Here is a 20,675-nt window from a genome sequence, read left to right on the forward strand (position 1 = left end):
ATTTTAGAAAGGGGGATACATCATGAATTATCAAGAAACGGCAAAACAGCTTATCAAACACATCGGAGGGAAATCAAATATCATCAGCGCGACACATTGCGCCACACGGCTCAGGCTCGTCATTCAAGATGAACAGAAGATCAGCCAGGCCGATATTGAAGAGACAGAAGGAGTAAAAGGGGCTTTCAGCAGCTCGGGGCAATATCAGATTATATTCGGCACCGGTCTTGTGAATAAAGTGTATGACGCTGTTTCAAAAGAAGCCGATTTGGAGCGGGAGGATCGTGAGACACATCAGGACGCAGCGAAAAAAAAGCTGAATCCGGCCGCAAGATTTGCGAAAACACTGTCTAACATATTCGTTCCCATCATTCCGGCTATCGTGGCAAGCGGACTTTTAATGGGGCTGCTCGGCATGATGAAGGCTTTTCACTGGGTGTCTGAACAATCATCGCTGTTTAAGCTTTTAGACATGTTTTCAAGCGCGGCGTTTATCTTCCTGCCCGTATTCATCGGGTTCAGTGCGGCGAAGGAATTTGGCGGCAATGCCTATCTCGGTGCCGTGCTCGGGGGGATTATGATCCATCCGGCGCTTTTGAATCCGTGGGGGCTTGCGGATGCATCGCCTGATTTTATGCAGCTCTTCGGCTTCGACATTGCGCTGCTCGGCTACCAAGGGACGGTCATCCCCGTACTGTTAGCCGTTTACATTATGAGCAAAGTGGAAAAGGGCACGAGAAAAATGGTGCCTCACGCATTCGACTTATTGGTCACCCCGTTTGTCACGGTGATTGTCACAGGATTTATCACCTTTATCGCAATCGGTCCTCTTGGCAGGGCGATCGGATCAGGCATTACCGTCTCGCTGACATATGTGTATGATCATGCGGGTATTGTTGCCGGACTTCTTTTCGGCGGTCTTTATCCGCTTATTGTGCTTACCGGTGTGCATCACAGCTTTCATGCGATTGAGGCCGGCCTCATCGCTGATTTGGGCAGAAACTATATCCTTCCTATCTGGTCGATGGCGAATGTCGCTCAGGGCGCGGCGGGACTGGCTGTATTTTTCCTGACGAAAAAAGCGAAAATGAAAGAAATCGCCCTGCCTGCCGCATTTTCCGCTTTTCTCGGCGTAACCGAACCAGTCATTTTCGGTGTGAACCTAAGGTACCGTAAGCCGTTTATCGCGGGAATGATCGGCGGAGCGCTGGGAGGGGCCTATGTCGTGGTGACCGGTGTCGCAGCCAATGCTTACGGTCTGACCGGAATTCCGATGATTGCCATCACGGCTCCGCTCGGTTTAGGAAATCTTATAAACTATCTGATCGGAATGGGCATCGCCTCTGTTTCGGCGTTTATTGCCGCTTACATTATGGGAGCTAAAGAAAAGGAGGCCGTCAAATGAGGACACCGGATCAAGAGCTGCGCCTGCAGGCTGAGGAAGTGAAAAAGAAGCGGCAAGAAACAGCCGCGTCAGATCCATACCGCCAGAACTATCATGTTATGCCGCCGGTCGGGCTTTTAAATGATCCGAACGGCGTCATCCAATGGAACGGCGTCTATCACTTGTTTTTTCAATGGCAGCCATTTCATACGGGGCACGGCGCGAAATTTTGGGCGCATGTGACGACGAAGGATTTCGTTGAGTGGAAAGAGGAAGAAATCGCGCTTGCGCCGGGTGAGTGGTATGACAAAAACGGCTGTTATTCCGGAAGCGCCATCGAAAAAGACGGGCGGCTCTGCCTGATGTACACAGGCAATGTCCGTGACGGAGAAGGAAATCGGGAAACGTATCAATGCCTCGCCGTATCCGAAGACGGGATCGTATTTGATAAAAAAGGAGTCGTCACGCGTCTCCCGGAAGGCTATACCGCTCATTTCCGTGATCCGAAGGTGTGGGAGAAGGACGGGGCGTATTACATGGTGCTCGGCGCGCAGACAGAAAAGCTCACCGGAAGCGCTGTGTTGTTCACGTCAGAGAACTTGACGGATTGGACGTTTCTCGGTGCGATTGCGGGGGCGGACTCGGGCGGTCTCGGGTCATTCGGCTATATGTGGGAATGTCCCGACCTGTTTTCCCTTGACGGAACCGACGTGCTGCTCGTATGTCCGCAGGGGCTTGAAGCCGACGGGATAAAATATCATAACAGCCACCAGGCGGGCTATTTCCTCGGCAGGCTGCATACAGAGCCGCCAGAATTTAAGCATGGTGAATTTACGGAGCTTGACAGAGGATTTGATTTTTATGCGGCGCAGACGCTGGAAGATGATAAGGGACGGAGGATTCTGTTCGCGTGGATGGGCGTTCCGGATCAGCATGAGGACAAACATCCGACACATGCGTATCACTGGATTCACTGCTTAACGATGCCGAGACAGCTGTCACTGTCCAACGGCAGAATCATACAGCGTCCGCTCCCGGAAATGAAATCGCGCCGCACGGATGAACAAAAGCGCAGTCTTCAATTGAATTGCTCGTCTGTAAGCCTCCCGGTGAAAGATGCGTCCCGGGCTGAAGTGCTGCTGGAAGACATCACTTGCGAATCCGGTTTTGAAATCTCAATTCGGGGTGCGTCCCGGTTTATATTTCATCAGGAAGAGGGGCTGGCTGTGCTGGAGCGCACTGCTTTCAGCGGAGAAGAAAAAGAAAAGAGAAGCTGCGCCATCAGCGAGGTGCATTCCGTCCAGCTCTTTCTGGATGCATCCTCCATCGAATTGTTTTTGAATGATGGAGAAGAGGTATTCAGCGCCAGATATTTTCCTTTCCCGGGAAATGATGACGTAACCGTCACTTCGGTTGGAAAAACGGAAATAAATGCCTCAATTTGGACACTTTTGTAGAAAATCGTTCTTTTTTCTTATGTGAAACCTATGCCATCTGTGCTATTCTTCAAACGAAAGCCTATGATTCCAGGAATAAAAGGAGTTGTTTTCTCAGCTTTGAAAAATCAGAAGATGACGCCGAAATGTTTACTTGTCAAAGCCGCAGAGCAAGTGGAAGATAAGCGGGAAGAATATAAAGAAGTATTGCTTCAGCTGAATCGCATGCTCAAGAGGGCTGAGCCGCACAATGAATGGAGTGATCGGCTGAGGCATACATATGAACAGATGAAGGAATATGCGCTGTTTGTGCAATCGATTGAGATGTTTTTGCGGTCATCCGCGAAAAAAATGAAATAATCCCCCTCGATCATGAGGGGGATATTTATTTTATTTTCCGCTAAGACGCATCGCCGAATGTTTAGTCGGTCCGATGTATTGGTTCAGCGGGAAAGATTCTTTGATTGCCGCAGTGATAAATTCTTTTGCCGCATAGATGGCTTCCTTCACTTCAGCGCCTTTGGCCAGTTCTGCCGTCACTGCGGCGGAGAATGTGCATCCGGCTCCGTGCGTGTAAGGCGTATCAATCATTATGCTTTCTAATACTTCCGCGGTTTCTCCGTCATACAGCACGTCGATCGCTTTTTCATGTTTCAATTTGCCTCCGCCTGTAATCAATACATATTTCGCGCCGAGTTCGTGAATTTTCTTGGCCGCTTCTTTCATGTCTTCCACCGTTTTTAATTCATCCATACCGCTCAGCTGGCTTGCTTCAAACAGATTTGGCGTGATGACGGTTGCCAGCGGCGCCAATTGGGTGCGAAGCGCTTCGGCATGCTCCGGATACAGCACTTCGTTCGCTCCTTTGCAGACCATGACAGGATCGATAACGACATTCTTCAGCTGTTTTTCTTTAATCGTTTTCGCCGCAAGCTCTATGATCTCCACGGTAGGGAGCATTCCCGTTTTCATGGCGTCTACGCCGATTCCGTCAACAATCGTCGCCAGCTGTGCGCGAATCGTATCGGCATCAATCGGAAATACTTGATGATCCCAGCTGTTCTCCGGGTCCATCGCTACGATCACGGTCAAAGCCGTCATTCCGTATACGTTTTTTTCTTGAAATGTTTTTAAATCGGCCTGAATTCCCGCGCCGCCGCTGGAATCAGAACCGGCAATAGTAAGTGCTTTGTGCATTGACATATCAATGGCCTCCATCAGTGTTTTATATCTCATTATAGTTAGATTTTCTCCCGATCACAATACGGAAGGCTTGGAGGAACGATTTGACAGCCCCGGGGGATGTGCGTACAATACCTACATAAGATTACTAGGTAAGGGTGAGAAAATAAATGCTCAACAGGGAGCTTGTAAAGGGAAGCACGGTCATTCTGGTGCTGACGCTGCTGAATGAACGGCCCATGTACGGGTATGAACTTGTGAAAGAAATGGAGAAAAGAAGCGGGAATGAACTGCAAATGAAGGAAGGCACGCTGTACCCATCGCTTCATAAGCTTGAACGCCAAAGCTATATTTCTTCTTACTGGGAAAAGCAGACCAAAGGGCCCGACCGAAAATATTACCGGATCACCGATGAAGGAAAAAACATTCTAGCCGAACGGACGAAGGAATGGAATCTGTTCTCCGCTCTGATGGACCGGATGCTGAAGCGGGGCGGGCAGAATGGATAAGGACCTTTATGTGCAGGAAATCAGAAAAGGGCTGGAAGGCAAGGCCGGAAGCCGTGAATTATTAAAGGAAATCGAAAGCCATATTCATCATGCCATTTGTGATCATCTGGAAAAAGGCAAAACCGAAAGCGAAGCGATGGAGCTTATTCTGCGGGAAGTGGGGACTCCGTCTGAGATTATCTCTGCTTTTCAAAAAGCTTCGGCGGTTCCCGCGCGGACTTTTATGCTCTTTTATCTGTTCTGCAACTGCGGTCTTTTTGTGATGGGGGCGATGATTACGATGATGCACGCGTGGAGGGTTCATCCCGCAGTTGACGCGCTGTGGAAAGGGGTTTCCGTTTCAGTATGGCTGATTATGATCGGTTATGTGCTGTATTGGTTCCAAATCGGCTATCAAGCTGGCAAAGAGTTCGGGGCAGGCGGCAAAAAGCTTGCTGAGCGGACGGTATGGGCTTCAATGGTGCCGAATCTATGTTTTATGTTTGTCTTTTTGTTCAATCTGGTTCCGGCTGGGCTGTTTCCTTCGGCGGTCACACCGAGTTTTGCGGCAGTATGCGCCGTTGTGACGGTATGTTTTCCGTTTTGCGGCAAAATGGGTTTTTACGCAGGCAGGCAGAGACTTGCCTGATCTTTTTTACTATATACATAGGGAATCTATATAGGGGTGTTAAAATGAGATTAGGTTCGTGGATGTACGGTGCGTGCGCCCAAATAGCCGTTACCGTATTTACCGTCTGCGGCTTGGTTCTTGCATTGCCCGTTGTGAGTCTTTTTATTATGTTTCTGAATGGGATGCAAGACGCTATTTTTGTTGTTTTCAGTATTTTGCTTCTTCTATTGTTTTATGCGCTGGGATGGATTTGGGCCGTTTCGTTTGCGCGTGAGTGGAAGGTGAAGCTTTTCGAGCTGCAGATCAGCTCGCTCATTCCGCTGGCGGGTATATTATACTTGTACATTGACAGCGGGGTGAGTATACCGGAACTGATTCATGATTGGCATGAGGATGGATGTGCGCTTGTCCCGCCGGCTTTTGTCTGCTTGTGCACATGCTATGCGATGGTGCTGGTGCCTGTTTATCAATCAAAACTTTGGAATGCCATGGATGCGGGCAGACTTAATGCCAAGGCGGTATGCACTGTTTGGGGAGACCTTCTGATCATTCTGGTTTTGCTGGCGGGGATGACCTGGATTTGTTTCTGAATGGGCCGAAATCAAAAATCCCCCCTGATCTCTCCGCCGCTTTATGTTTTAATAGAACATGAGAAAAAGCAGAAGGAGCGGGTCATGAATATATCAATTGTCATAGTCACGTATAATCGGATTCCGGCTTTGTGTGAACTGCTGGAGTCGATTTCCAGGCAGACCATTAAGCCTTATGAAGTCATCATCGTAAATGATGCCGGGGAATCGGTCGAACAAGCGAAGCAGCTGTACAGCGATCTGCCGATTCAGATTATTGATTTAGAACAGAATGCCGGACATGTGGAAGCGCGGAACGCAGGTGTGAAAAAAGCGTCGGGTGATTACATCATGCTGTGCGATGATGATGATTTCATTACGCCGGGCCATTTGAAAAGAATGGCGGCTGCACTTGCTGATGCGGATTTTGTCCATTCTGACGCGGAAATTGTGTCATTTGAAGAACGGGGCGGCACGAGATACCCGGTGTCACGAAAGCCATTCGCCTATACGGCGGATTATGCGGATATGCGGGTATTTTCCACGTACGTTCCGTCAGGCAGCATGTACAGACGTTCTCTGCATGACACGTTAGGGTATTTTGATCCGGATGTCCATAATTATTGGGATTGGGACTTTTATTTGCGCGCCGCGAAACAGCACTGTGTGAAGCGTGTTCCTTGCGCAAGCGTCATATATGCGTTTTTTGAGGGAGGCGGCAATCAGTCCGCGGATCTCGGCGGCAAACGGAAGCGGTACTTAGACCGGTTAAGCGAAAAGCACGGGCTTGGGGAGCTCCCGACGAAAAACTTCGCGGTTCTTCTTGGAGAGCCGGACATGAAGAGGCGGGAGGCGCCGACTGACATTGTGTGGGACGGAAAGCCCGTCCATTCAAGACTGCACAGTTCATAAGGGGGACGGACAGTTTGAAACAGCTTTTAAAAGACAGCTGGTGGAATCAGCTGAAAGATGAATTTGACAAACCGTATTATCAAGAGCTGAGAGAGATGCTGAAACAAGAATACAGCAGCCAAACGATTTATCCTGACAGCCATGATATTTTTAACGCCTTGCATTATACGCCCTATGAGGATGTAAAAGCGGTCATTCTCGGGCAGGACCCGTATCACGGGCCAGGACAGGCGCACGGGCTTAGTTTTTCCGTTCAGCCCGGGGTCAGACAGCCGCCGTCTTTGAAAAATATTTTCATAGAGCTTCAGGACGATATCGGCTGCTCCGTACCGAACCACGGATCGCTCGTCAGCTGGGCGAAGCAGGGAGTGCTTTTGTTAAACACAGTGCTTACGGTTCGCCGCGGGCAGGCCAATTCCCACAAAGGCAAAGGGTGGGAGCGGCTCACTGACCGCATCATTGATGTGGTGAATGAAAGAGAGAAGCCGATTGTCTTTATCCTGTGGGGGCGTCACGCGCAGATGAAAAAAGAGCGCATTGACACATCGAAACACATTATTATTGAATCGACTCATCCGAGCCCGTTTTCGGCAAGGAACGGTTTTTTCGGGAGCAGACCGTTTTCCCGTACAAACGCCGCCCTTGAAAAAATGGGGGAGCAGCCGATCGATTGGTGCATCCCCGACCTGCCGCAATAAACGGTTTTTTGAGGCGCTTCCGCCCGGCGGGAGCGTCTTTTTTGACGTTCCGGGCGGTATGCCGTCAGAAAAAATAACAAACTCCATTCTGCGATTCGCTCAGAAATTTGATAAAATGCAGGAAGAAGACAAATTACTGCTGGAGGATTTACTCATGAACATACATATCTCTGCTTTAATTCAGAAGATGGAAGAAGAACTGAGGCAGGCGAAAACGGCGACCCGCACCGAGGAGGTCAAAATGCACGCGGCCGCCATCCGCTCTCTGTGTGATGTCGTGCTCGGCACTCAGACGCACACCGCTCCGGCGCCTGTGCAGAATCCGATTCCGAAAGCGGCGCCGAAACCTTCCGCGTCTCCTTCGACAGACCCGCTGCTGCTTGAAAAAATGATGGGCAGCGCCGGGCTGAACCAATATCAGAAAAAAGCGAAAGACGAACGTGAGGAAGACGGAAACGGGGATTCCATTTTCGATTTTTAACAGGAGAGGTTGATTGACTTGAAACTGATACTCGGGGGTTTGCAATGGACGGCATTTATGATTGCGGCTGCGATTGTAGTTCCTGTCGCCATCGCACAATCATTTCACTTGAACCATGCCGATTCTGCCGCATTGATTCAGAGCACATTTTTTGTGCTTGGCGTCGCTGCGGTCATCCAATGTCTCCAGGGACATCGTCTGCCGATTAATGAAAGCCCGGCAGGCTTATGGTGGGGCGTATACACGATTTACGGCGGACTGACGGGCACGGTGTTTGCGACATTCGGCGAGACGCTGCGGGCGCTGCAGGGGGCGCTGTTATTAAGCGCTGTCTTTTTCTTTTTGTTCAGCCTTTTTAAAGTGATTGAACGGCTGGCCGTGCTGTTTACGCCGGTTGTGACCGGTGTGTATCTGCTGCTGTTGGTCATGCAGCTGAGTCAGCCGATTGTGAAAGGCCTTTTGGGCATCGGCTATTTAAAAAACAGCGTCGACGGCCTTGTATTCGGGCTCGCCATGGTTGTGACGGCGGCGATGTTCATCATGTCCCGATCGAATGTTACGTTCTTAAGACAGTATGCGATTCTCCTTTCGCTTGCCGGCGGATGGATCTTATTCGCCGTCTTCGGCGCTGCCAAACCGATTCAGATACCGGATCGCGTGATTCAGCTGCCGGTTCTTTTTCCGTTTGGAAAACCCGTGTTTGACAGCGGCTTGATCATTACGTCACTCTTCATTACCGTGCTTTTGATTGTCAACATGCTCGCGAGCATCCGGGTTGTAGAAGCGGCGGTGAAAAAATTCGGCGGCACCGTTGGGAAACGGCGTGAGCGTCCGGCAGGGTTTGCGGCTTCGATCAGCCACCTTTTGAGCGGGCTGTCAGGGGGCATTGCGCCTGTGCCGATTTCAGGGGCGGCCGGTTTTATTGAGACGACGAAGCTTCCTTCGAAAAAGCCGTTTCTTTTGGGAAGTGTATTTGTCATGATCATCAGTATGATCCCGCTATTTATGAATGCGTTTGCGAGTCTGCCCTCACCGGTCGGCTTTGCGGTAAACTTCGTCGTTTTCTCCACGATGGCGGGTCTTGCCTTTACAGAGTTTGACTCTTATGAGAAAGCGGAGCAAAAACGAATCCGCTCCATTATCGGTCTGGCGCTCCTCACGGGGGTCGGCGTAATGTTTGTGCCGGAGAGCGCGTTATCAGGGATGCATCCGATCCTGATTTCGCTCTTAAGCAACGGCCTTGTGCTCGGGACGCTGCTGGCGATAGCGATTGACCGAATCCAGCTTATCAAAAAGAAAAAATCCGACAATCTCGTGTCATCGGATGACGGACGTTGAATTTTGCCGATGTTGGGTTATGATTGAATTGGAAACTTTAACGAAAAGGCGGGAGAAAAATAGATGAAAGTGTTTATTATTCTTGGTGCGATTAACGCTTTATTGGCCGTGGCGCTGGGCGCTTTCGGCGCGCATGGGCTTGAAGGGAAAATCCCCGATAAATATTTGCAGGTGTGGCACACAGGCGTGCAATATCATATGTATCACGCGCTCGGTCTTCTGGCTGTCGCGTTTTTGGCCGAAAAGCTTTCTGGCGCAGGCAGTGTTTCTGTTGCGGGCTGGCTGATGTTTGCGGGAATCGTTCTGTTTTCAGGAAGCCTGTACGTATTGAGCGTGACGCAGATTTCCATTCTCGGCGCGATTACACCGCTCGGCGGCGTGGCGTTTATCATCTCTTGGATTATGATTATCGTCGCGGCCGTCAAATATTTATAAAGAAAAAAAGCCAATCCTCTGTCAAGTGAGCGATTGGCTTTTTGATTTATCTCGGAGAATAAGAAGACATGGAGTACGGATAAGTATAAGCGATTTCCTCATCAAACGTGATGTAATCAAGGTAAATGGTCAGAAGCAGATAGCGGGTGCCCGTTTTCGGATCGCTGATGATGATATGGTCACGTCCCGCCGCCTCAATCACACCGCGGAAAATCTTTGAATTCCATTCTTTGCTGTTTTCAAATGTCATATAAATCGTCGCCGTTTTGCCCCGGTTCAACCGCAGAATATTTTCAATGTATGACTCTTCAATCGGCAGCATGCCGGGAACGTTTTGTGACGATGATGGACCTGACGGGATTTGAAAGCTGCCGCCGCCCTGCTGCTGCGGCTGGCCGGGGAACCCCCCGCCGAAGCCCTGCTGGCCTTGCTGCATCGGCATTGTCATTTGCTGCTGCATCGGCATCATTTGTGATCCTTGGCCCTGAGGCTGCGGATAAGGATTAGGCCCGAGCTGCGGCTGGAATCCTTGCATATCCATTCCCATCCCCATCCCCTGCATTTGCTGATATTGATTCTTTTTCGGTTTCATATTGTTCCTCCTTTGATGAAAACCTCTTGATGCTGAAACCTCCTGACAAGTATCAGACAGCCGACAGAGCGGCTGCTGTTTTTATCTATTCCACCATATGAGCCCAAAGAAAGATTTATGCGAAAAAAGAAAATACGATCCAATGTTTCCGGACATCAGAGCCGGCTTTTTTTGTGCGCGCAATGCTTACTTTTCACATAATAGTCTGTATTCCTAGCGCATCTTCCGCATAAGGAACATATGATAGCGGTAGTTTCAGGTGCGAAAAGGGGGTGACGAGTTGCCTAAAGTGTCAGTGATCATGACGAGCTATAACAAAAGTGACTATGTGGCCCGCTCTATTAAAAGTATTCTGTCTCAGACGTTTACAGACTTTGAACTGTTCATTATGGATGACAACTCAAATGAAGAGACATTGGCGGAAATACGTCCTTTTCTCACGGATGACCGCGTCCGGTTTTATCAAAGCGATGTATCGGGCGTCAAAGAAAGAACGGAAAAAACACGCTACGCTGCTTTGATTAATCAGGCAATAGAAATGGCGGAGGGCGAGTACGTGACGTATGCGACCGACGACAACACGTATGTGCCGGAACGGCTTGAGAAAATGGTGAAAGAGCTTGATGAAGACCCGGAAAAAGCCGTCGTGTATTCAAGTTCCAAAACCTATCATCTGAATCAGCGGAAAGAGACGGTGAAGGAGACGGCCAGGCCCGCCGAACGGATCGTGTGGAACGCGCCGTGCGCCATTGACCATTGTTCGGTCATGCACCGGTTTTCCGTGCTGGAACAGGTCAAATCGGCATTCGGTTCCTATTGGGATGAAAGCCCCGCGTTTTACCGTATCGGTGACGCCCGTTTTTTCTGGAGAGTGAATCATTTTTATCCGTTTTACCCGATTTCTGAGGAGCTTGATATCAATTATATTACCGATCAATCCATCCATTATCAGCTTTTCGCGGCGGAGAAAAACGAGTTTGTGAACAGCCTTCCGCAGCAGACCACGTGCCGGGAGCTGAGGGAATCATTAAAAAAGCTTGGAAAGGGGTGAGGGCTTGTCGGCATACTTAGCGAATTATTGGGTGCTGTACCGGCAGTATATTGACCTTTTTCAGTCACTTCGCTACAAAGACATCCCGCTCGCATTGATCAGTAATTTTTATCAATATATCAGTCCGGCGCTTCGGGAGAGCATGGAGCAGAACCCAGAGCTTTTCGGTCCGGCGGATCAGCATATTCCTGAAGCCGGTATTCAGCCTTATTATGATCAAAAAAGGCAAAACATTAAGAAAACAGATGAGAAACCGGTAAACGGAAAAGTCATTCTGCATTTCGATCATCTTCGGTTCACCGAGGGAAATTACCGGCAGTTTGATCCGGCAAAAACAGCGGTACTGGCCAGGTGGAGTCTGCCTGACCATCATGGGCTGCCCGTTATCTGCAAATTGGAGCTGACGGAAATGGGACAAAAAGGGAACCCCGTCCCTTATATTGAAAAAGCCCATTCCATTTTGAAAGAGCTTCACAGCCATCCCGCTTTCGGAAACAGAGAATTTCAGGAACGTTTGTATAAAGACATCCCGTTATTTATTGAAGCGATTGACGCCGTTGATATTTTGTTTACGGCCGAGAAGATTTCCGCCGTTGTAGTCGGCACGACGGAGGATATTTACAGCCGTATGCTGGCGCTGATGTCCGCGAAAAAAAACGCCGTCAGCATCTGTCTGCAGCACGGAGCGCTCATGGGAGATGAAGCGTTTCTGCCCGTATTTACGGACTATCAGGCCGTATTCGGGGCTTATGAAGCGGAGTGGTATAAAGCAAAAGGCTGCAGGGAGGAACAAATCATCATCACGGGGCATCCCCGTTTCGACGAGATTTTCTCAAGAGAGCCGATAGATCGGGACACGTTTTACCGCAAACTTTCTTTTCTCCCGTCACAGCGGACGGTGCTGATCGCCACGCAGCCGTTTTCTGATGAATTTTATACGGGAGTGCTTGAAGAGCTTGCCGGCCAAAAGAACATGCAGCTCATTATTAAACCTCATCCGTGGGAAATCGGCAAAAACAAGCTGGATGCTTACAATCAGGTGCTGCGGAAATATAAAGCAGGCAAAATCATCAAAAAAGAGATGGAGCTGTATGATATTCTCCCGTATGTTGACGCTGCGGTGACACAGACATCAACGGTCGGTCTTGAAGCGATGCTGTTTCAAAAGCCCGTGCTGATCGGAAAATCAGCGGGAACCCGCCGATACCCTTATTATCATTCACTTGGAGAATTTGTCTTTGAGGACCCGCAGGCACTCGCTCAGGAATTAATCCGGATATGCGAAAGCCCCGCAGAATATCAAAAAGCGGAACAGGCGCGCCGTGCTTTTGTCGCCGCGAACTACCCGGTACAGGATTCGCTTGCCGCTTTATGCCAAGTGCTTCAGGAAAAAACCGGAGTCAGCTTCAGACGGGTTGACCCTTCATAAAAAAGATAGGAGCGCAAAAAAATGGTGCAAAAAAGATCAGCTTTTCTTCCCTATTCATTGCCCATGATCGGGAAGGACGAAATTCAGGAGGTTATTGATACGCTTGAATCGGGCTGGCTTTCAAAGGGACCGAAAGTAGAGGCGTTTGAAAAAGCCTTTGCCGCCTGGACGGGGGCAAAGCACGCGATCGCGCTGAACTCATGTACCGCCGCTTTGTTTTTGGCCCTGAAAGCGAAAGGGATCGGTCCCGGTGACGAGGTCATCACGTCTGCCGTGACGTTCAGTTCAACAGCCAATACAATCGTGCACACAGGCGCCGTTCCGGTGTTTGTTGACATCGATCCGCTTACGCTGAATGCAGACCCTGAAAAAATTGAGGCGGCCGTCACCCCGCGGACAAAAGCGATTGTACCCGTTCATTTCGCCGGCCAGTCGTGTGATATGGATCAGATTCTGGCCATTGCCGAAAAGCATCAGTTATTTGTCTTAGAGGATGCCGCACATGCCGTGTATACCACTTATAAACAGAAAATGATCGGATCAATCGGTGATGCGACGGCATTCAGCTTCTACGCGACAAAAAATCTGGCAACCGGTGAAGGCGGCATGCTGACGACGGACGATGACGGGCTTGCCGATCAGATCAGGGTGCTCAGCCTTCACGGCATGAGCAAAGGCGCGTGGAACCGCTATTCTTCAAACGGAAGCTGGTACTACGAGGTCGAAACACCCGGCTATAAAATGAATATGTTTGATCTTCAGGCAGCGCTTGGGCTTCATCAGCTGAAACGGATTGACAGCATGCAGCAAAGAAGGGCTGACATTGCAAGCCGCTACCAGGACGCCTTCAGACACATGAAAGGGCTGACCATCCCGCATGTCAGTGATGACGGGCGGCATGCATGGCATCTGTATGTTCTTCAAATAGAGGAGCAGGAGGCCGGGATCAGCCGGAACGATCTGATTTCCGCTTTGAAAGACCAATATAATATCGGCACAAGTGTTCATTTTATTCCGGTTCCGTTCCATCCGTATTATCAAAAAACGTACGGATATAAGGAAACTGATTTTCCGGCCGCGGCCGCGTATTATCACCGCACCGTATCACTCCCTCTTTATCCGTCAATGACAGATGATGACGTTGAATACGTCATTGTGGCAGTTACGGATATCGTCAAAGGGGCTGATTAGGTGTACAGACTGAGGGAAAATCTTGCGCAGGACATGATTCATGCCTTCCTGCATCAGAAGGGCATTCAGCCGGAAGCCTATGAATCGTCGCTCTGTTTATTGGAAGAAAACAGCCTTCAAGGCGTGATTTTATATGAAAACTCTTCGTGGGAAAGTCAATTGTTCCGAAAAAATATCATCAATGTGAAGCTTGCAGCCGCAAACAGCACCGGACAGCTCAAAAGGCTGTTTCAGGAATTTTACGCGGCAAGGCGGGCGGACGGCACTGATTTTATATTTATTAAAATACCGGCTGAAGATATCGGCGCGATGCAGGTCGTGCAGCAGCTTCCGAACGCTTATTTTGTAGGGAGTCTTCTCAAGCTCGTCAGTCCGGTGCGTGTATATAACAGCACGCCGCCGTTTGAGATTACAGAAGCCGGACCCGGTGACACGGAAGCGATCAGCCGGCTGGCCCGCGACGCCTTTACAAAAAGCAGGTATTATCAAGACCCCCATCTCAGTTATAAAAGTGCAAACCGCCTGTTTGAAGAGTGGGCGCGGAATAACGCGGAAGGAAGAGCTTCGTTACAATTCCTCGCCAAATATAAGGGAGAGACCGCGGGCTTTGTTCAGGGGCTGTCTAAAGGCGATGAATTCGTCCTTGATCTGATGGCGGTAAAGCCGGGCTTTGAAGGAAAAGGAGCGGGATACCATTTAGCGGCGCACGTGATTGAACAATCATTGCGTTTTCAGCATAAGACTGTATCAGCGGGAACGCAGCTCCACAATGTAAGAGCCGTCCGCCTGTATGAAAGAATGGGATTTAAAGCGGATGCGTCCTATTACTACTATCATGTGTGGCCCGGGAAGGAGGCGGACTGATGGCATCATGCAAAATCGGAACGAAGTCAATCGGCGAAGGTTCGCCCGTATTCATCATCGCCGAAGCCGGAATTAATCATGACGGAAAACTGAGCCAGGCGTTTGAATTGATAGATGCGGCCAGTGAGGCCGGCGCGGACGCGGTAAAGTTCCAAATGTTTCAGGCTGACAAAATGTATCAGAAAGACCCCGGCTTATACAAAACAGCTGCGGGAGAAAACGTCTCTATTTTTTCTTTGGTGCAATCAATGGAAATGCCCGCTGAGTGGATTGAACCGCTTATTGAATATTGTAAGAAAAAAGGCGTGCTGTTTTTAAGCACGGTATGTGACGAAGGCTCTGCCGACTTACTGTATGCGACTTCCCCTTCAGCCTTTAAAATCGCCTCCTACGAGCTGAACCATCTGCCGTTATTGAAATATGTCGCGGGGCTGAAGACCCCGATTATCTTCTCCACCGCGGGCGCTGATATTTCAGATATTCAGGAGGCTTATCAAACCATTACCGGCGAGGGGAACAAAGAAATTGCGATCATGCATTGTGTGGCGAAATATCCCGCGCCGCCTGAATACAGCAATCTGAGCGTCATTCCCATGCTTGCCGCCGCATTCCCGGATGCAGTGATCGGTTTCTCCGATCACAGCGCCCATCCGTATGATGTGCCGTGCGCGGCTGTCAGGCTCGGAGCGAAACTGATTGAAAAGCATTTTACGATCGATAAAAACCTGCCCGGTGCTGATCACTCCTTCGCCCTCAATCCGGATGAATTAAAAGAAATGGTTGCGGCGATCCGCTCAGTTGAAGCGGAGCTGCGGCAGGGGCATCACGCTCCGGTGCCGGAAGTGCTGTCGGGAAGTTCCCATAAAACGACGACACCGATTGAAGGGGATATCAGAAGGTTCGCTTACAGAGGCATTTTTTCAACAGCGCCGATTCAAAAAGGCGAATGTTTTACGGCGGGAAACCTTGCCGTCCTTCGTCCCGGCCAAAAACCGCAGGGGCTTCACCCGAGATATTTTGAGCTTTTAACTGACGGCGCGCGTGCGGTCAGGGATATCCCCGCCGACACGGGCATCACTTGGGATGACCTTTTGACGAAAGGCAGCCCATATGATGACTGACATTTTGTTTATCATTCAGGCGCGGATGGGAAGCGGGCGTCTTCCCGGCAAAGTGCTGAAACCGATCGGCGGGTATACGATCCTCGATATGATTGTCAAAAGGGTTCGGCAAAGCGCGTTTTACGATCAATCACGGGATAATCTGATCGTCGCCGTGTCTGACAGCAAGACCGACGACATTCTTTCTGCGCACTGCCTCAGCAACCGCTACCGTGTGCACCGTGGCAGCGAACAGCGTGTGCTTGACCGGTTTGCACAAGTCATCGAACAAGTAAAACCGGACATCGCAGTCAGACTGACGGGGGATAACCCGTTTGTCGACCCTTCGCTGCTTGATTTTCTGATTCAATCGCATTTAGATCAGCACGCAGACTACACGTATATCTGCGGTACACCGCTCGGGATCGGCGGCGAAGCGGTAAACGCGCGCCTTTTAACGGACATCAATGCCGACAAAACGCTGGCGGACAAATATCAGGAGCATGTCACCCTTTTAATAAGAGAATCTCCTGAGAGGTACCGGCTTCTCTTTCCTGAGCCCCCGCAGGAACTCCGGGCTCCTCACTTGCGGATGACCGTCGATACAGAAGAGGACTACAGGCTGGCCCGCGAGCTGTACGTAAAAGCGGGCTCGCGTCCTGATATTCCGGCAAAAGAATTGATCCATCTGCTGAATCGTGATCCGGAGCTCAGGGCCATTAATCAAATGATCCGGCAAAAAGAGGCTGATTAGCGTGCGGGTTTTGATTTTCGCGGACGGGGGCCGTGACATCGGCATGGGGCACGCGGTTCGGATGAAGCTGCTTGCCGGTGCCATTAAGAACAATTGCTCAATAACGTTCTACACAAATAAAGAGGCTTCTTCTTATCTGTCATCTGATCAATGGGAAGTGATCATCAAGCCTGACAAGGGACAGAAGGAATTTATTGTCCGGGAAATAAACAGGCGGGCTCCCGACCTTCTCATATTCGATCTGCTCGATATGCCGTGTGACTGGCTGGAGGAAATCAAAAAGCATTCATCGGCTCGTATCGTCTTATTTGAAGAAAAGAGGGAACATGTCATTCATTTATGCGATGCCGTTATAAACGGCATTTACGGCGGGCTGAAAAGCCGGACGGTTCAAATGGGCAGCGCCGCGGTATATGAAGGCCCGGATTATATGATTCTTCATCCGGGTTTTGAAAAAGCCAAACAGCTTTATCAGCTGAATAAAGAATGCCGGACCATATTGGTCTCATTAGGAGGAAGCGACCCGAAGAAGCTTGTCTTTAAAGTGATGGAAGCATGCCGCCGCATCCCCGGCATTCAGCGGAAACGAGTGATCATCGTCATGGGCGGCGCCGCGCCACATGCTGATGACGTGCGCGCGCTGATCACACAAATGCCTTATGCCGAGATGGTAATGCAGACAAATGACATGGCCGCGCTTCTCACGGGGGCTGATATGGCCGTCGTGTCCGGCGGGATCACTTTATATGAGACCATTTGTACAGGTGTGCCCTGCATTGTACTTTCTCAAGTGGAGCATCAAACCGTGACGGCTGAAAAATTCGCCGCACGAGAGGCCGCCGTTCATCTCGGCCTGGGAGAACACACCGCGGCGGGCGTGCTCGCTCGGCATATGTCTGAGCTGGCTGCTGATTATCCGAGACGGCTCGGGCTTCATCAGAACGGAAAGCCGCTGGTTGACGGCAGGGGCATCAAACGGGCGGCGGCGATTCTTTATGATTTGTGATAAAACCACACGTAAGGAAGTGTTCATGTGAAAGGTGTTATCTTAGCCGGAGGCACCGGCTCACGCCTTATGCCGCTGACAAAAGCGGTCAATAAGCATTTACTCCCTGTCGGTCCATATCCGATGATTTACTGGTCGATCATGAAGCTGGAAGAAGCGGGGATTACGGATATCTTGCTGATTACGCAAAAAGAATATATTCCGCAATTTCATAAACTTCTCGAAACCGGAGAAGAGCTCGGCGTCTCAATCACATATCAGGTTCAGCCAGCCGCATCCGGCATTTCCGACGGTTTATCATACGCAAAGCGGTTTACCGGGCGCGATCCGTTCGTTCTGCTTTTGGGAGATAATATTTTTGAAGATTCATTAAAACCTTATACGGAGCGTTTCGCAAAGCAGGGAAAAGGAGCGAAAGTGCTGCTGAAAGAAGTTGACGATCCGGAGCGCTTCGGCATCGCCGAGATTGATGAGGAAAACAAACGGATCAAGTCGATCATTGAAAAGCCGGTGCAGCCGCCGACCAGACTATGCGTCACGGGGATCTACATGTACGACGCAGAAGTGTTTTCTTATATTGAACAAATTTCTCCTTCAAAACGCGGCGAACTGGAAATTACGGATGTCAATAATTTATACATTGAACACAGTGAGCTGACGTATGATGTGTTAACGGGCTGGTGGGTGGATGCGGGCACGCATGAATCGCTCTATCTCGCCGGAAGCCTGGCGCATCAGGCATTACAGAAAGGACAGGAGCATTAATCATGCCAAAATCATATTTAATTACAGGGGGCGCCGGATTTATCGGCCTTACCTTCACAAAGATGATGCTGAAAGAAACAGATGTGCAGATTACCGTCCTGGATAATCTCACGTATGCAAGCAGGCCGCTTGAAATAGAAGCCTTAAAAAAGAACGGCCGTTTCCGTTTTATCAAAGGTGACATTTCTGAAAAAGAGGACATTGACAAAGTCTTTTCCCAAATGTATGACGCTGTCATTCATTTTGCGGCTGAATCCCATGTGGACAGAAGCATAAATCAGGCAGAGCCGTTCATCACAACAAATGTGATGGGCACATACCGACTGGCGGACGCGGTGTTACAGGGAAAAGCCGGCAGGCTGATTCACATTTCCACAGATGAGGTGTACGGAGATTTGGCGCCGGATGATCCCGCTTTTACAGAGACGACGCCGCTTTCTCCGAACAATCCGTATTCCGCCAGCAAGGCAAGCTCAGACCTGCTTGTCATGTCTTATGTGAAAACCCATAAGCTTCCTGCCATCATTACGAGATGCAGCAACAATTACGGGCCGTACCAGCACCACGAGAAAATGATTCCGACCATTATCAGGCATGCCGTAAACGGTACGCCGGTTCCGCTGTACGGCGACGGGATGCAGATCAGAGACTGGCTGTTTGCCGAAGATCATTGCCGCGCCATTAAGCTCGTGCTGGAAAAAGGAACACTAGGCGAAATTTACAATATCGGCGGAGGAAATGAACGGACGAATAAAGAGCTTGCGTCATTTATCATGAAGGAGCTCGGTGTCGAGGAACGGTTTGCTCATGTCGAAGACAGAAAAGGGCATGACCGCCGTTACGCCATCAATGCTTCAAAGCTGAAAAATGAGCTGGGATGGCGGCAGGACGTCACATTTGAAGAAGGAATGAGAAGAACCATTCGCTGGTATACAGACAGCCAAGACTAATCGGAAAGAAGGGGATCCGATTGACGAAGGTATTAGTAACCGGAGCGGCCGGTCAGCTGGGGCGGGAGTTATGCCGCCAGCTGAAGCGGGAAGGGTATGAAGTGATTGCCTTGACAAAAGCGATGATGAACATATCCGACCAGCGTTCGGTGCGGCACTCGTTCAGCCATTACAAGCCGGATATCGTCGTCAATACGGCGGCATACACCTCCGTTGACAAATGTGAAACGGAGCTCGACAAAGCGTATTTAATAAACGGAATCGGCGCTTATTATGCCGCGCTTGAGGCTGAAAACACCGGCGCGAAATTCATTCACATCAGCACCGATTATGTCTTCAGCGGCAAAGGAACACGGCCATACCAGACCGATGATCCCGCAGATCCGGGCACGATTTACGGAAAAAGCAAAAAACTCGGCGAAGAACTGATCCGGTTAACGGGAAAAAACCACACCATTATCAGAACGTCGTGGGTGTACGGCAGCGGCGGGCACAACTTTGTCAATACGATGCTGAAACTTGCGGATACACATGATCAGGTTCGTGTCGTTAACGATCAAGTCGGCGCACCGACGTACACAAAGGATTTAGCCGAAACGGTGATCGGTCTGTTTGACAAGCCGCCGGGCTTGTACCACGCCGCAAACAGCGGAATGTGCAGCTGGTATGAATTTGCCAAGGCTATTTTTGAAGAAAGCGGCAGAACCGCCGCCGTGCTGCCCGTCACGACGGAGGAATACGGAAATGAGACGCCGCGCCCCGCTTACTCGGTGTTGAGCCTTGAGTCGATTGAACGGCAGGGGCTCGGCATGAGGCATTGGCGGGAAGCGCTGCAGGATTATTTACAAAGGGAGGGACAGTGCAAGTGATCGAAGGCGTAAAAATTAAAAAGCTGATCAAACACAGCGATGACCGGGGTTTTTTCTCAGAACTCGTCCGTGACGATGAACATCTCTTAGAGCGTTTCGGGCAGGCTTCCTGGTCCAAAAGCTATCCCGGCGTCATTAAAGCGTTTCACTATCATGAGAAACAGGATGACCTGTGGTTTTTCCCGACGGGCCACGCCCAGGTCGTGCTGCATGACCTTCGCGAAGAGTCGGCAACCAAGGGAGAAACGGATGTCTACTACATGGGAGAAGACAATCCGATGCTCCTTCTCATTCCCAAAGGCGTCGCACACGGGTACAGAGTGCTGGGCGAAACCCCGCTGACCATTATTTATTTCACGACAATGTCCTACAATCCGGATCAGCCTGACGAAAAAAGAATCCCGTGGAATGATGACACCATCGGATTTGACTGGCAGACGGCTCACCGGTAGCGCACAAGACGAAGACAGCGGATGTCTTCGTTTTTTTGTGCTGATTCATCTCGCGAAAAATAAATGATTGAATATTCTAAAAAATAATTTACTTCCAT

Annotated in this window: 24 protein-coding genes; 22 read left to right on the forward strand and 2 right to left on the reverse strand. The window is 50.0% G+C overall.

Going from position 1 to position 20,675, the window contains the following annotated elements:
* Positions 1-22 precede the first annotated feature (22 nt).
* The 3 genes from ACWJJS_RS01485 to ACWJJS_RS01495 all read left to right on the forward strand — a co-directional run bounded on the left by ACWJJS_RS01485 (position 23) and on the right by ACWJJS_RS01495 (position 3,180).
* Positions 23-1,405, forward strand: a complete 1,383-nt coding sequence (locus ACWJJS_RS01485) for a sucrose-specific PTS transporter subunit IIBC (RefSeq protein ID WP_454023254.1) — start codon at positions 23-25, stop codon at positions 1,403-1,405.
* A complete protein-coding gene (locus tag ACWJJS_RS01490; protein WP_454023255.1) occupies positions 1,402-2,841 on the forward strand; it encodes a sucrose-6-phosphate hydrolase in 1,440 nt (479 codons plus the stop codon). Before ACWJJS_RS01485 ends, ACWJJS_RS01490 begins: the two co-directional genes overlap by 4 nt.
* Before the next feature lie 63 nt (positions 2,842-2,904).
* The gene (locus tag ACWJJS_RS01495; RefSeq protein WP_229154584.1) at positions 2,905-3,180 is read left to right on the forward strand and encodes a DUF1273 domain-containing protein; all 276 of its coding nucleotides are present in this window, start codon (positions 2,905-2,907) and stop codon (positions 3,178-3,180) included.
* 30 nt (positions 3,181-3,210) lie between these two features.
* Here ACWJJS_RS01495 and ACWJJS_RS01500 read toward each other — a convergent pair whose 3' ends face one another.
* The gene (locus tag ACWJJS_RS01500) at positions 3,211-4,023 is read right to left on the reverse strand and encodes a bifunctional hydroxymethylpyrimidine kinase/phosphomethylpyrimidine kinase (protein WP_454023256.1); all 813 of its coding nucleotides are present in this window, start codon (positions 4,021-4,023) and stop codon (positions 3,211-3,213) included.
* Between the two features lie 149 nt (positions 4,024-4,172).
* Between ACWJJS_RS01500 and ACWJJS_RS01505 the strand changes: the two genes are divergently transcribed.
* The 8 genes from ACWJJS_RS01505 to ACWJJS_RS01540 all read left to right on the forward strand — a co-directional run bounded on the left by ACWJJS_RS01505 (position 4,173) and on the right by ACWJJS_RS01540 (position 9,554).
* Complete coding sequence (locus tag ACWJJS_RS01505) at positions 4,173-4,511, forward strand: PadR family transcriptional regulator (protein ID WP_003150960.1); 339 nt, start codon at positions 4,173-4,175, stop codon at positions 4,509-4,511.
* Positions 4,504-5,139: a permease prefix domain 1-containing protein gene (locus ACWJJS_RS01510; protein ID WP_173612934.1), complete on the forward strand. Its 636-nt coding sequence runs from the start codon at positions 4,504-4,506 to the stop codon at positions 5,137-5,139. Before ACWJJS_RS01505 ends, ACWJJS_RS01510 begins: the two co-directional genes overlap by 8 nt.
* A 44-nt stretch (positions 5,140-5,183) precedes the next feature.
* A complete protein-coding gene (locus ACWJJS_RS01515) occupies positions 5,184-5,711 on the forward strand; it encodes a hypothetical protein (RefSeq protein WP_071392445.1) in 528 nt (175 codons plus the stop codon).
* Between the two features lie 84 nt (positions 5,712-5,795).
* Complete coding sequence (locus tag ACWJJS_RS01520) at positions 5,796-6,602, forward strand: glycosyltransferase family 2 protein (RefSeq protein WP_094247918.1); 807 nt, start codon at positions 5,796-5,798, stop codon at positions 6,600-6,602.
* Between the two features lie 14 nt (positions 6,603-6,616).
* Positions 6,617-7,300 (forward strand): uracil-DNA glycosylase, encoded by a 684-nt coding sequence (locus ACWJJS_RS01525; RefSeq protein WP_012118732.1) that lies wholly within the window; start codon positions 6,617-6,619, stop codon positions 7,298-7,300.
* A 58-nt stretch (positions 7,301-7,358) separates the two neighbouring features.
* On the forward strand, positions 7,359-7,781 hold the full coding sequence (locus ACWJJS_RS01530) for a YwdI family protein (protein WP_015387535.1): 423 nt from the start codon (positions 7,359-7,361) through the stop codon (positions 7,779-7,781).
* Between the two features lie 18 nt (positions 7,782-7,799).
* The gene (locus tag ACWJJS_RS01535; protein WP_003150968.1) at positions 7,800-9,119 is read left to right on the forward strand and encodes a purine/pyrimidine permease; all 1,320 of its coding nucleotides are present in this window, start codon (positions 7,800-7,802) and stop codon (positions 9,117-9,119) included.
* Positions 9,120-9,182: 63 nt separating this feature from the next.
* On the forward strand, positions 9,183-9,554 hold the full coding sequence (locus ACWJJS_RS01540; protein ID WP_003150969.1) for a DUF423 domain-containing protein: 372 nt from the start codon (positions 9,183-9,185) through the stop codon (positions 9,552-9,554).
* 46 nt (positions 9,555-9,600) lie between these two features.
* On the opposite strand, the gene gerQ is transcribed toward ACWJJS_RS01540, so the two are convergent.
* Positions 9,601-10,146 carry a spore coat protein GerQ gene (gene gerQ, locus ACWJJS_RS01545; RefSeq protein ID WP_003150971.1) on the reverse strand — a complete coding sequence of 182 codons (546 nt, stop codon included), beginning with the start codon at positions 10,144-10,146 and terminating at the stop codon, positions 9,601-9,603.
* 280 nt (positions 10,147-10,426) lie between these two features.
* Here gerQ and ACWJJS_RS01550 point away from each other — a divergent pair, with 280 nt between their 5' ends.
* Genes ACWJJS_RS01550 through ACWJJS_RS01600 form a run of 11 tightly spaced genes read left to right on the forward strand, consistent with a single transcriptional unit; the run spans position 10,427 to position 20,577 of the window.
* Positions 10,427-11,197, forward strand: a complete 771-nt coding sequence (locus tag ACWJJS_RS01550) for a glycosyltransferase family 2 protein (RefSeq protein WP_024085938.1) — start codon at positions 10,427-10,429, stop codon at positions 11,195-11,197.
* A 4-nt stretch (positions 11,198-11,201) separates the two neighbouring features.
* The gene (locus tag ACWJJS_RS01555) at positions 11,202-12,626 is read left to right on the forward strand and encodes a capsular polysaccharide export protein, LipB/KpsS family (protein WP_454023257.1); all 1,425 of its coding nucleotides are present in this window, start codon (positions 11,202-11,204) and stop codon (positions 12,624-12,626) included.
* A 21-nt stretch (positions 12,627-12,647) separates the two neighbouring features.
* Positions 12,648-13,817 (forward strand): DegT/DnrJ/EryC1/StrS family aminotransferase, encoded by a 1,170-nt coding sequence (locus tag ACWJJS_RS01560; RefSeq protein ID WP_454023258.1) that lies wholly within the window; start codon positions 12,648-12,650, stop codon positions 13,815-13,817.
* On the forward strand, positions 13,818-14,681 hold the full coding sequence (locus ACWJJS_RS01565) for a GNAT family N-acetyltransferase (protein WP_102422054.1): 864 nt from the start codon (positions 13,818-13,820) through the stop codon (positions 14,679-14,681). It abuts the gene before it with no gap.
* Positions 14,681-15,802: an N-acetylneuraminate synthase family protein gene (locus ACWJJS_RS01570; RefSeq protein ID WP_454023259.1), complete on the forward strand. Its 1,122-nt coding sequence runs from the start codon at positions 14,681-14,683 to the stop codon at positions 15,800-15,802. The genes ACWJJS_RS01565 and ACWJJS_RS01570 overlap by 1 nt, the downstream gene beginning before the upstream one ends.
* Positions 15,795-16,535: a cytidylyltransferase domain-containing protein gene (locus ACWJJS_RS01575; protein WP_167860625.1), complete on the forward strand. Its 741-nt coding sequence runs from the start codon at positions 15,795-15,797 to the stop codon at positions 16,533-16,535. Before ACWJJS_RS01570 ends, ACWJJS_RS01575 begins: the two co-directional genes overlap by 8 nt.
* A gap of 1 nt (position 16,536) precedes the next feature.
* A complete protein-coding gene (locus ACWJJS_RS01580) occupies positions 16,537-17,541 on the forward strand; it encodes a PseG/SpsG family protein (protein ID WP_454023260.1) in 1,005 nt (334 codons plus the stop codon).
* 27 nt (positions 17,542-17,568) lie between these two features.
* Positions 17,569-18,306, forward strand: a complete 738-nt coding sequence (locus tag ACWJJS_RS01585; protein ID WP_017418672.1) for a sugar phosphate nucleotidyltransferase — start codon at positions 17,569-17,571, stop codon at positions 18,304-18,306.
* Positions 18,307-18,308: 2 nt separating this feature from the next.
* Positions 18,309-19,256 (forward strand): dTDP-glucose 4,6-dehydratase, encoded by a 948-nt coding sequence (gene rfbB / locus ACWJJS_RS01590; protein WP_454023261.1) that lies wholly within the window; start codon positions 18,309-18,311, stop codon positions 19,254-19,256.
* Between the two features lie 20 nt (positions 19,257-19,276).
* Positions 19,277-20,125, forward strand: coding sequence for a dTDP-4-dehydrorhamnose reductase (gene rfbD / locus ACWJJS_RS01595; protein ID WP_146283962.1), 849 nt, complete (start codon positions 19,277-19,279; stop codon positions 20,123-20,125).
* Positions 20,122-20,577, forward strand: coding sequence for a dTDP-4-dehydrorhamnose 3,5-epimerase family protein (locus tag ACWJJS_RS01600; protein ID WP_003150986.1), 456 nt, complete (start codon positions 20,122-20,124; stop codon positions 20,575-20,577). Before rfbD ends, ACWJJS_RS01600 begins: the two co-directional genes overlap by 4 nt.
* Positions 20,578-20,675: the final 98 nt, after the last annotated feature.

Source organism: Bacillus sp. JK106, assembly GCF_053663355.1.

Bases quoted from the DNA above. Each gene is read 5' to 3' on its own strand.
- ACWJJS_RS01575 (WP_167860625.1), top strand. From the start codon at position 15,795: ATGACTGACATTTTGTTTATCATTCAGGCGCGGATGGGAAGCGGGCGT.
- ACWJJS_RS01530 (WP_015387535.1), top strand. From the start codon at position 7,359: ATGCCGTCAGAAAAAATAACAAACTCCATTCTGCGATTCGCTCAGAAA.
- ACWJJS_RS01515 (WP_071392445.1), top strand. From the start codon at position 5,184: ATGAGATTAGGTTCGTGGATGTACGGTGCGTGCGCCCAAATAGCCGTT.
- ACWJJS_RS01510 (WP_173612934.1), top strand. From the start codon at position 4,504: ATGGATAAGGACCTTTATGTGCAGGAAATCAGAAAAGGGCTGGAAGGC.
- ACWJJS_RS01485 (WP_454023254.1), top strand. From the start codon at position 23: ATGAATTATCAAGAAACGGCAAAACAGCTTATCAAACACATCGGAGGG.
- gerQ (WP_003150971.1), bottom strand. From the start codon at position 10,146: ATGAAACCGAAAAAGAATCAATATCAGCAAATGCAGGGGATGGGGATG.
- ACWJJS_RS01495 (WP_229154584.1), top strand. From the start codon at position 2,905: ATGATTCCAGGAATAAAAGGAGTTGTTTTCTCAGCTTTGAAAAATCAG.
- ACWJJS_RS01520 (WP_094247918.1), top strand. From the start codon at position 5,796: ATGAATATATCAATTGTCATAGTCACGTATAATCGGATTCCGGCTTTG.
- ACWJJS_RS01560 (WP_454023258.1), top strand. From the start codon at position 12,648: ATGGTGCAAAAAAGATCAGCTTTTCTTCCCTATTCATTGCCCATGATC.
- rfbB (WP_454023261.1), top strand. From the start codon at position 18,309: ATGCCAAAATCATATTTAATTACAGGGGGCGCCGGATTTATCGGCCTT.
- ACWJJS_RS01505 (WP_003150960.1), top strand. From the start codon at position 4,173: ATGCTCAACAGGGAGCTTGTAAAGGGAAGCACGGTCATTCTGGTGCTG.
- ACWJJS_RS01490 (WP_454023255.1), top strand. From the start codon at position 1,402: ATGAGGACACCGGATCAAGAGCTGCGCCTGCAGGCTGAGGAAGTGAAA.
- ACWJJS_RS01500 (WP_454023256.1), bottom strand. From the start codon at position 4,023: ATGTCAATGCACAAAGCACTTACTATTGCCGGTTCTGATTCCAGCGGC.
- ACWJJS_RS01570 (WP_454023259.1), top strand. From the start codon at position 14,681: ATGGCATCATGCAAAATCGGAACGAAGTCAATCGGCGAAGGTTCGCCC.
- ACWJJS_RS01540 (WP_003150969.1), top strand. From the start codon at position 9,183: ATGAAAGTGTTTATTATTCTTGGTGCGATTAACGCTTTATTGGCCGTG.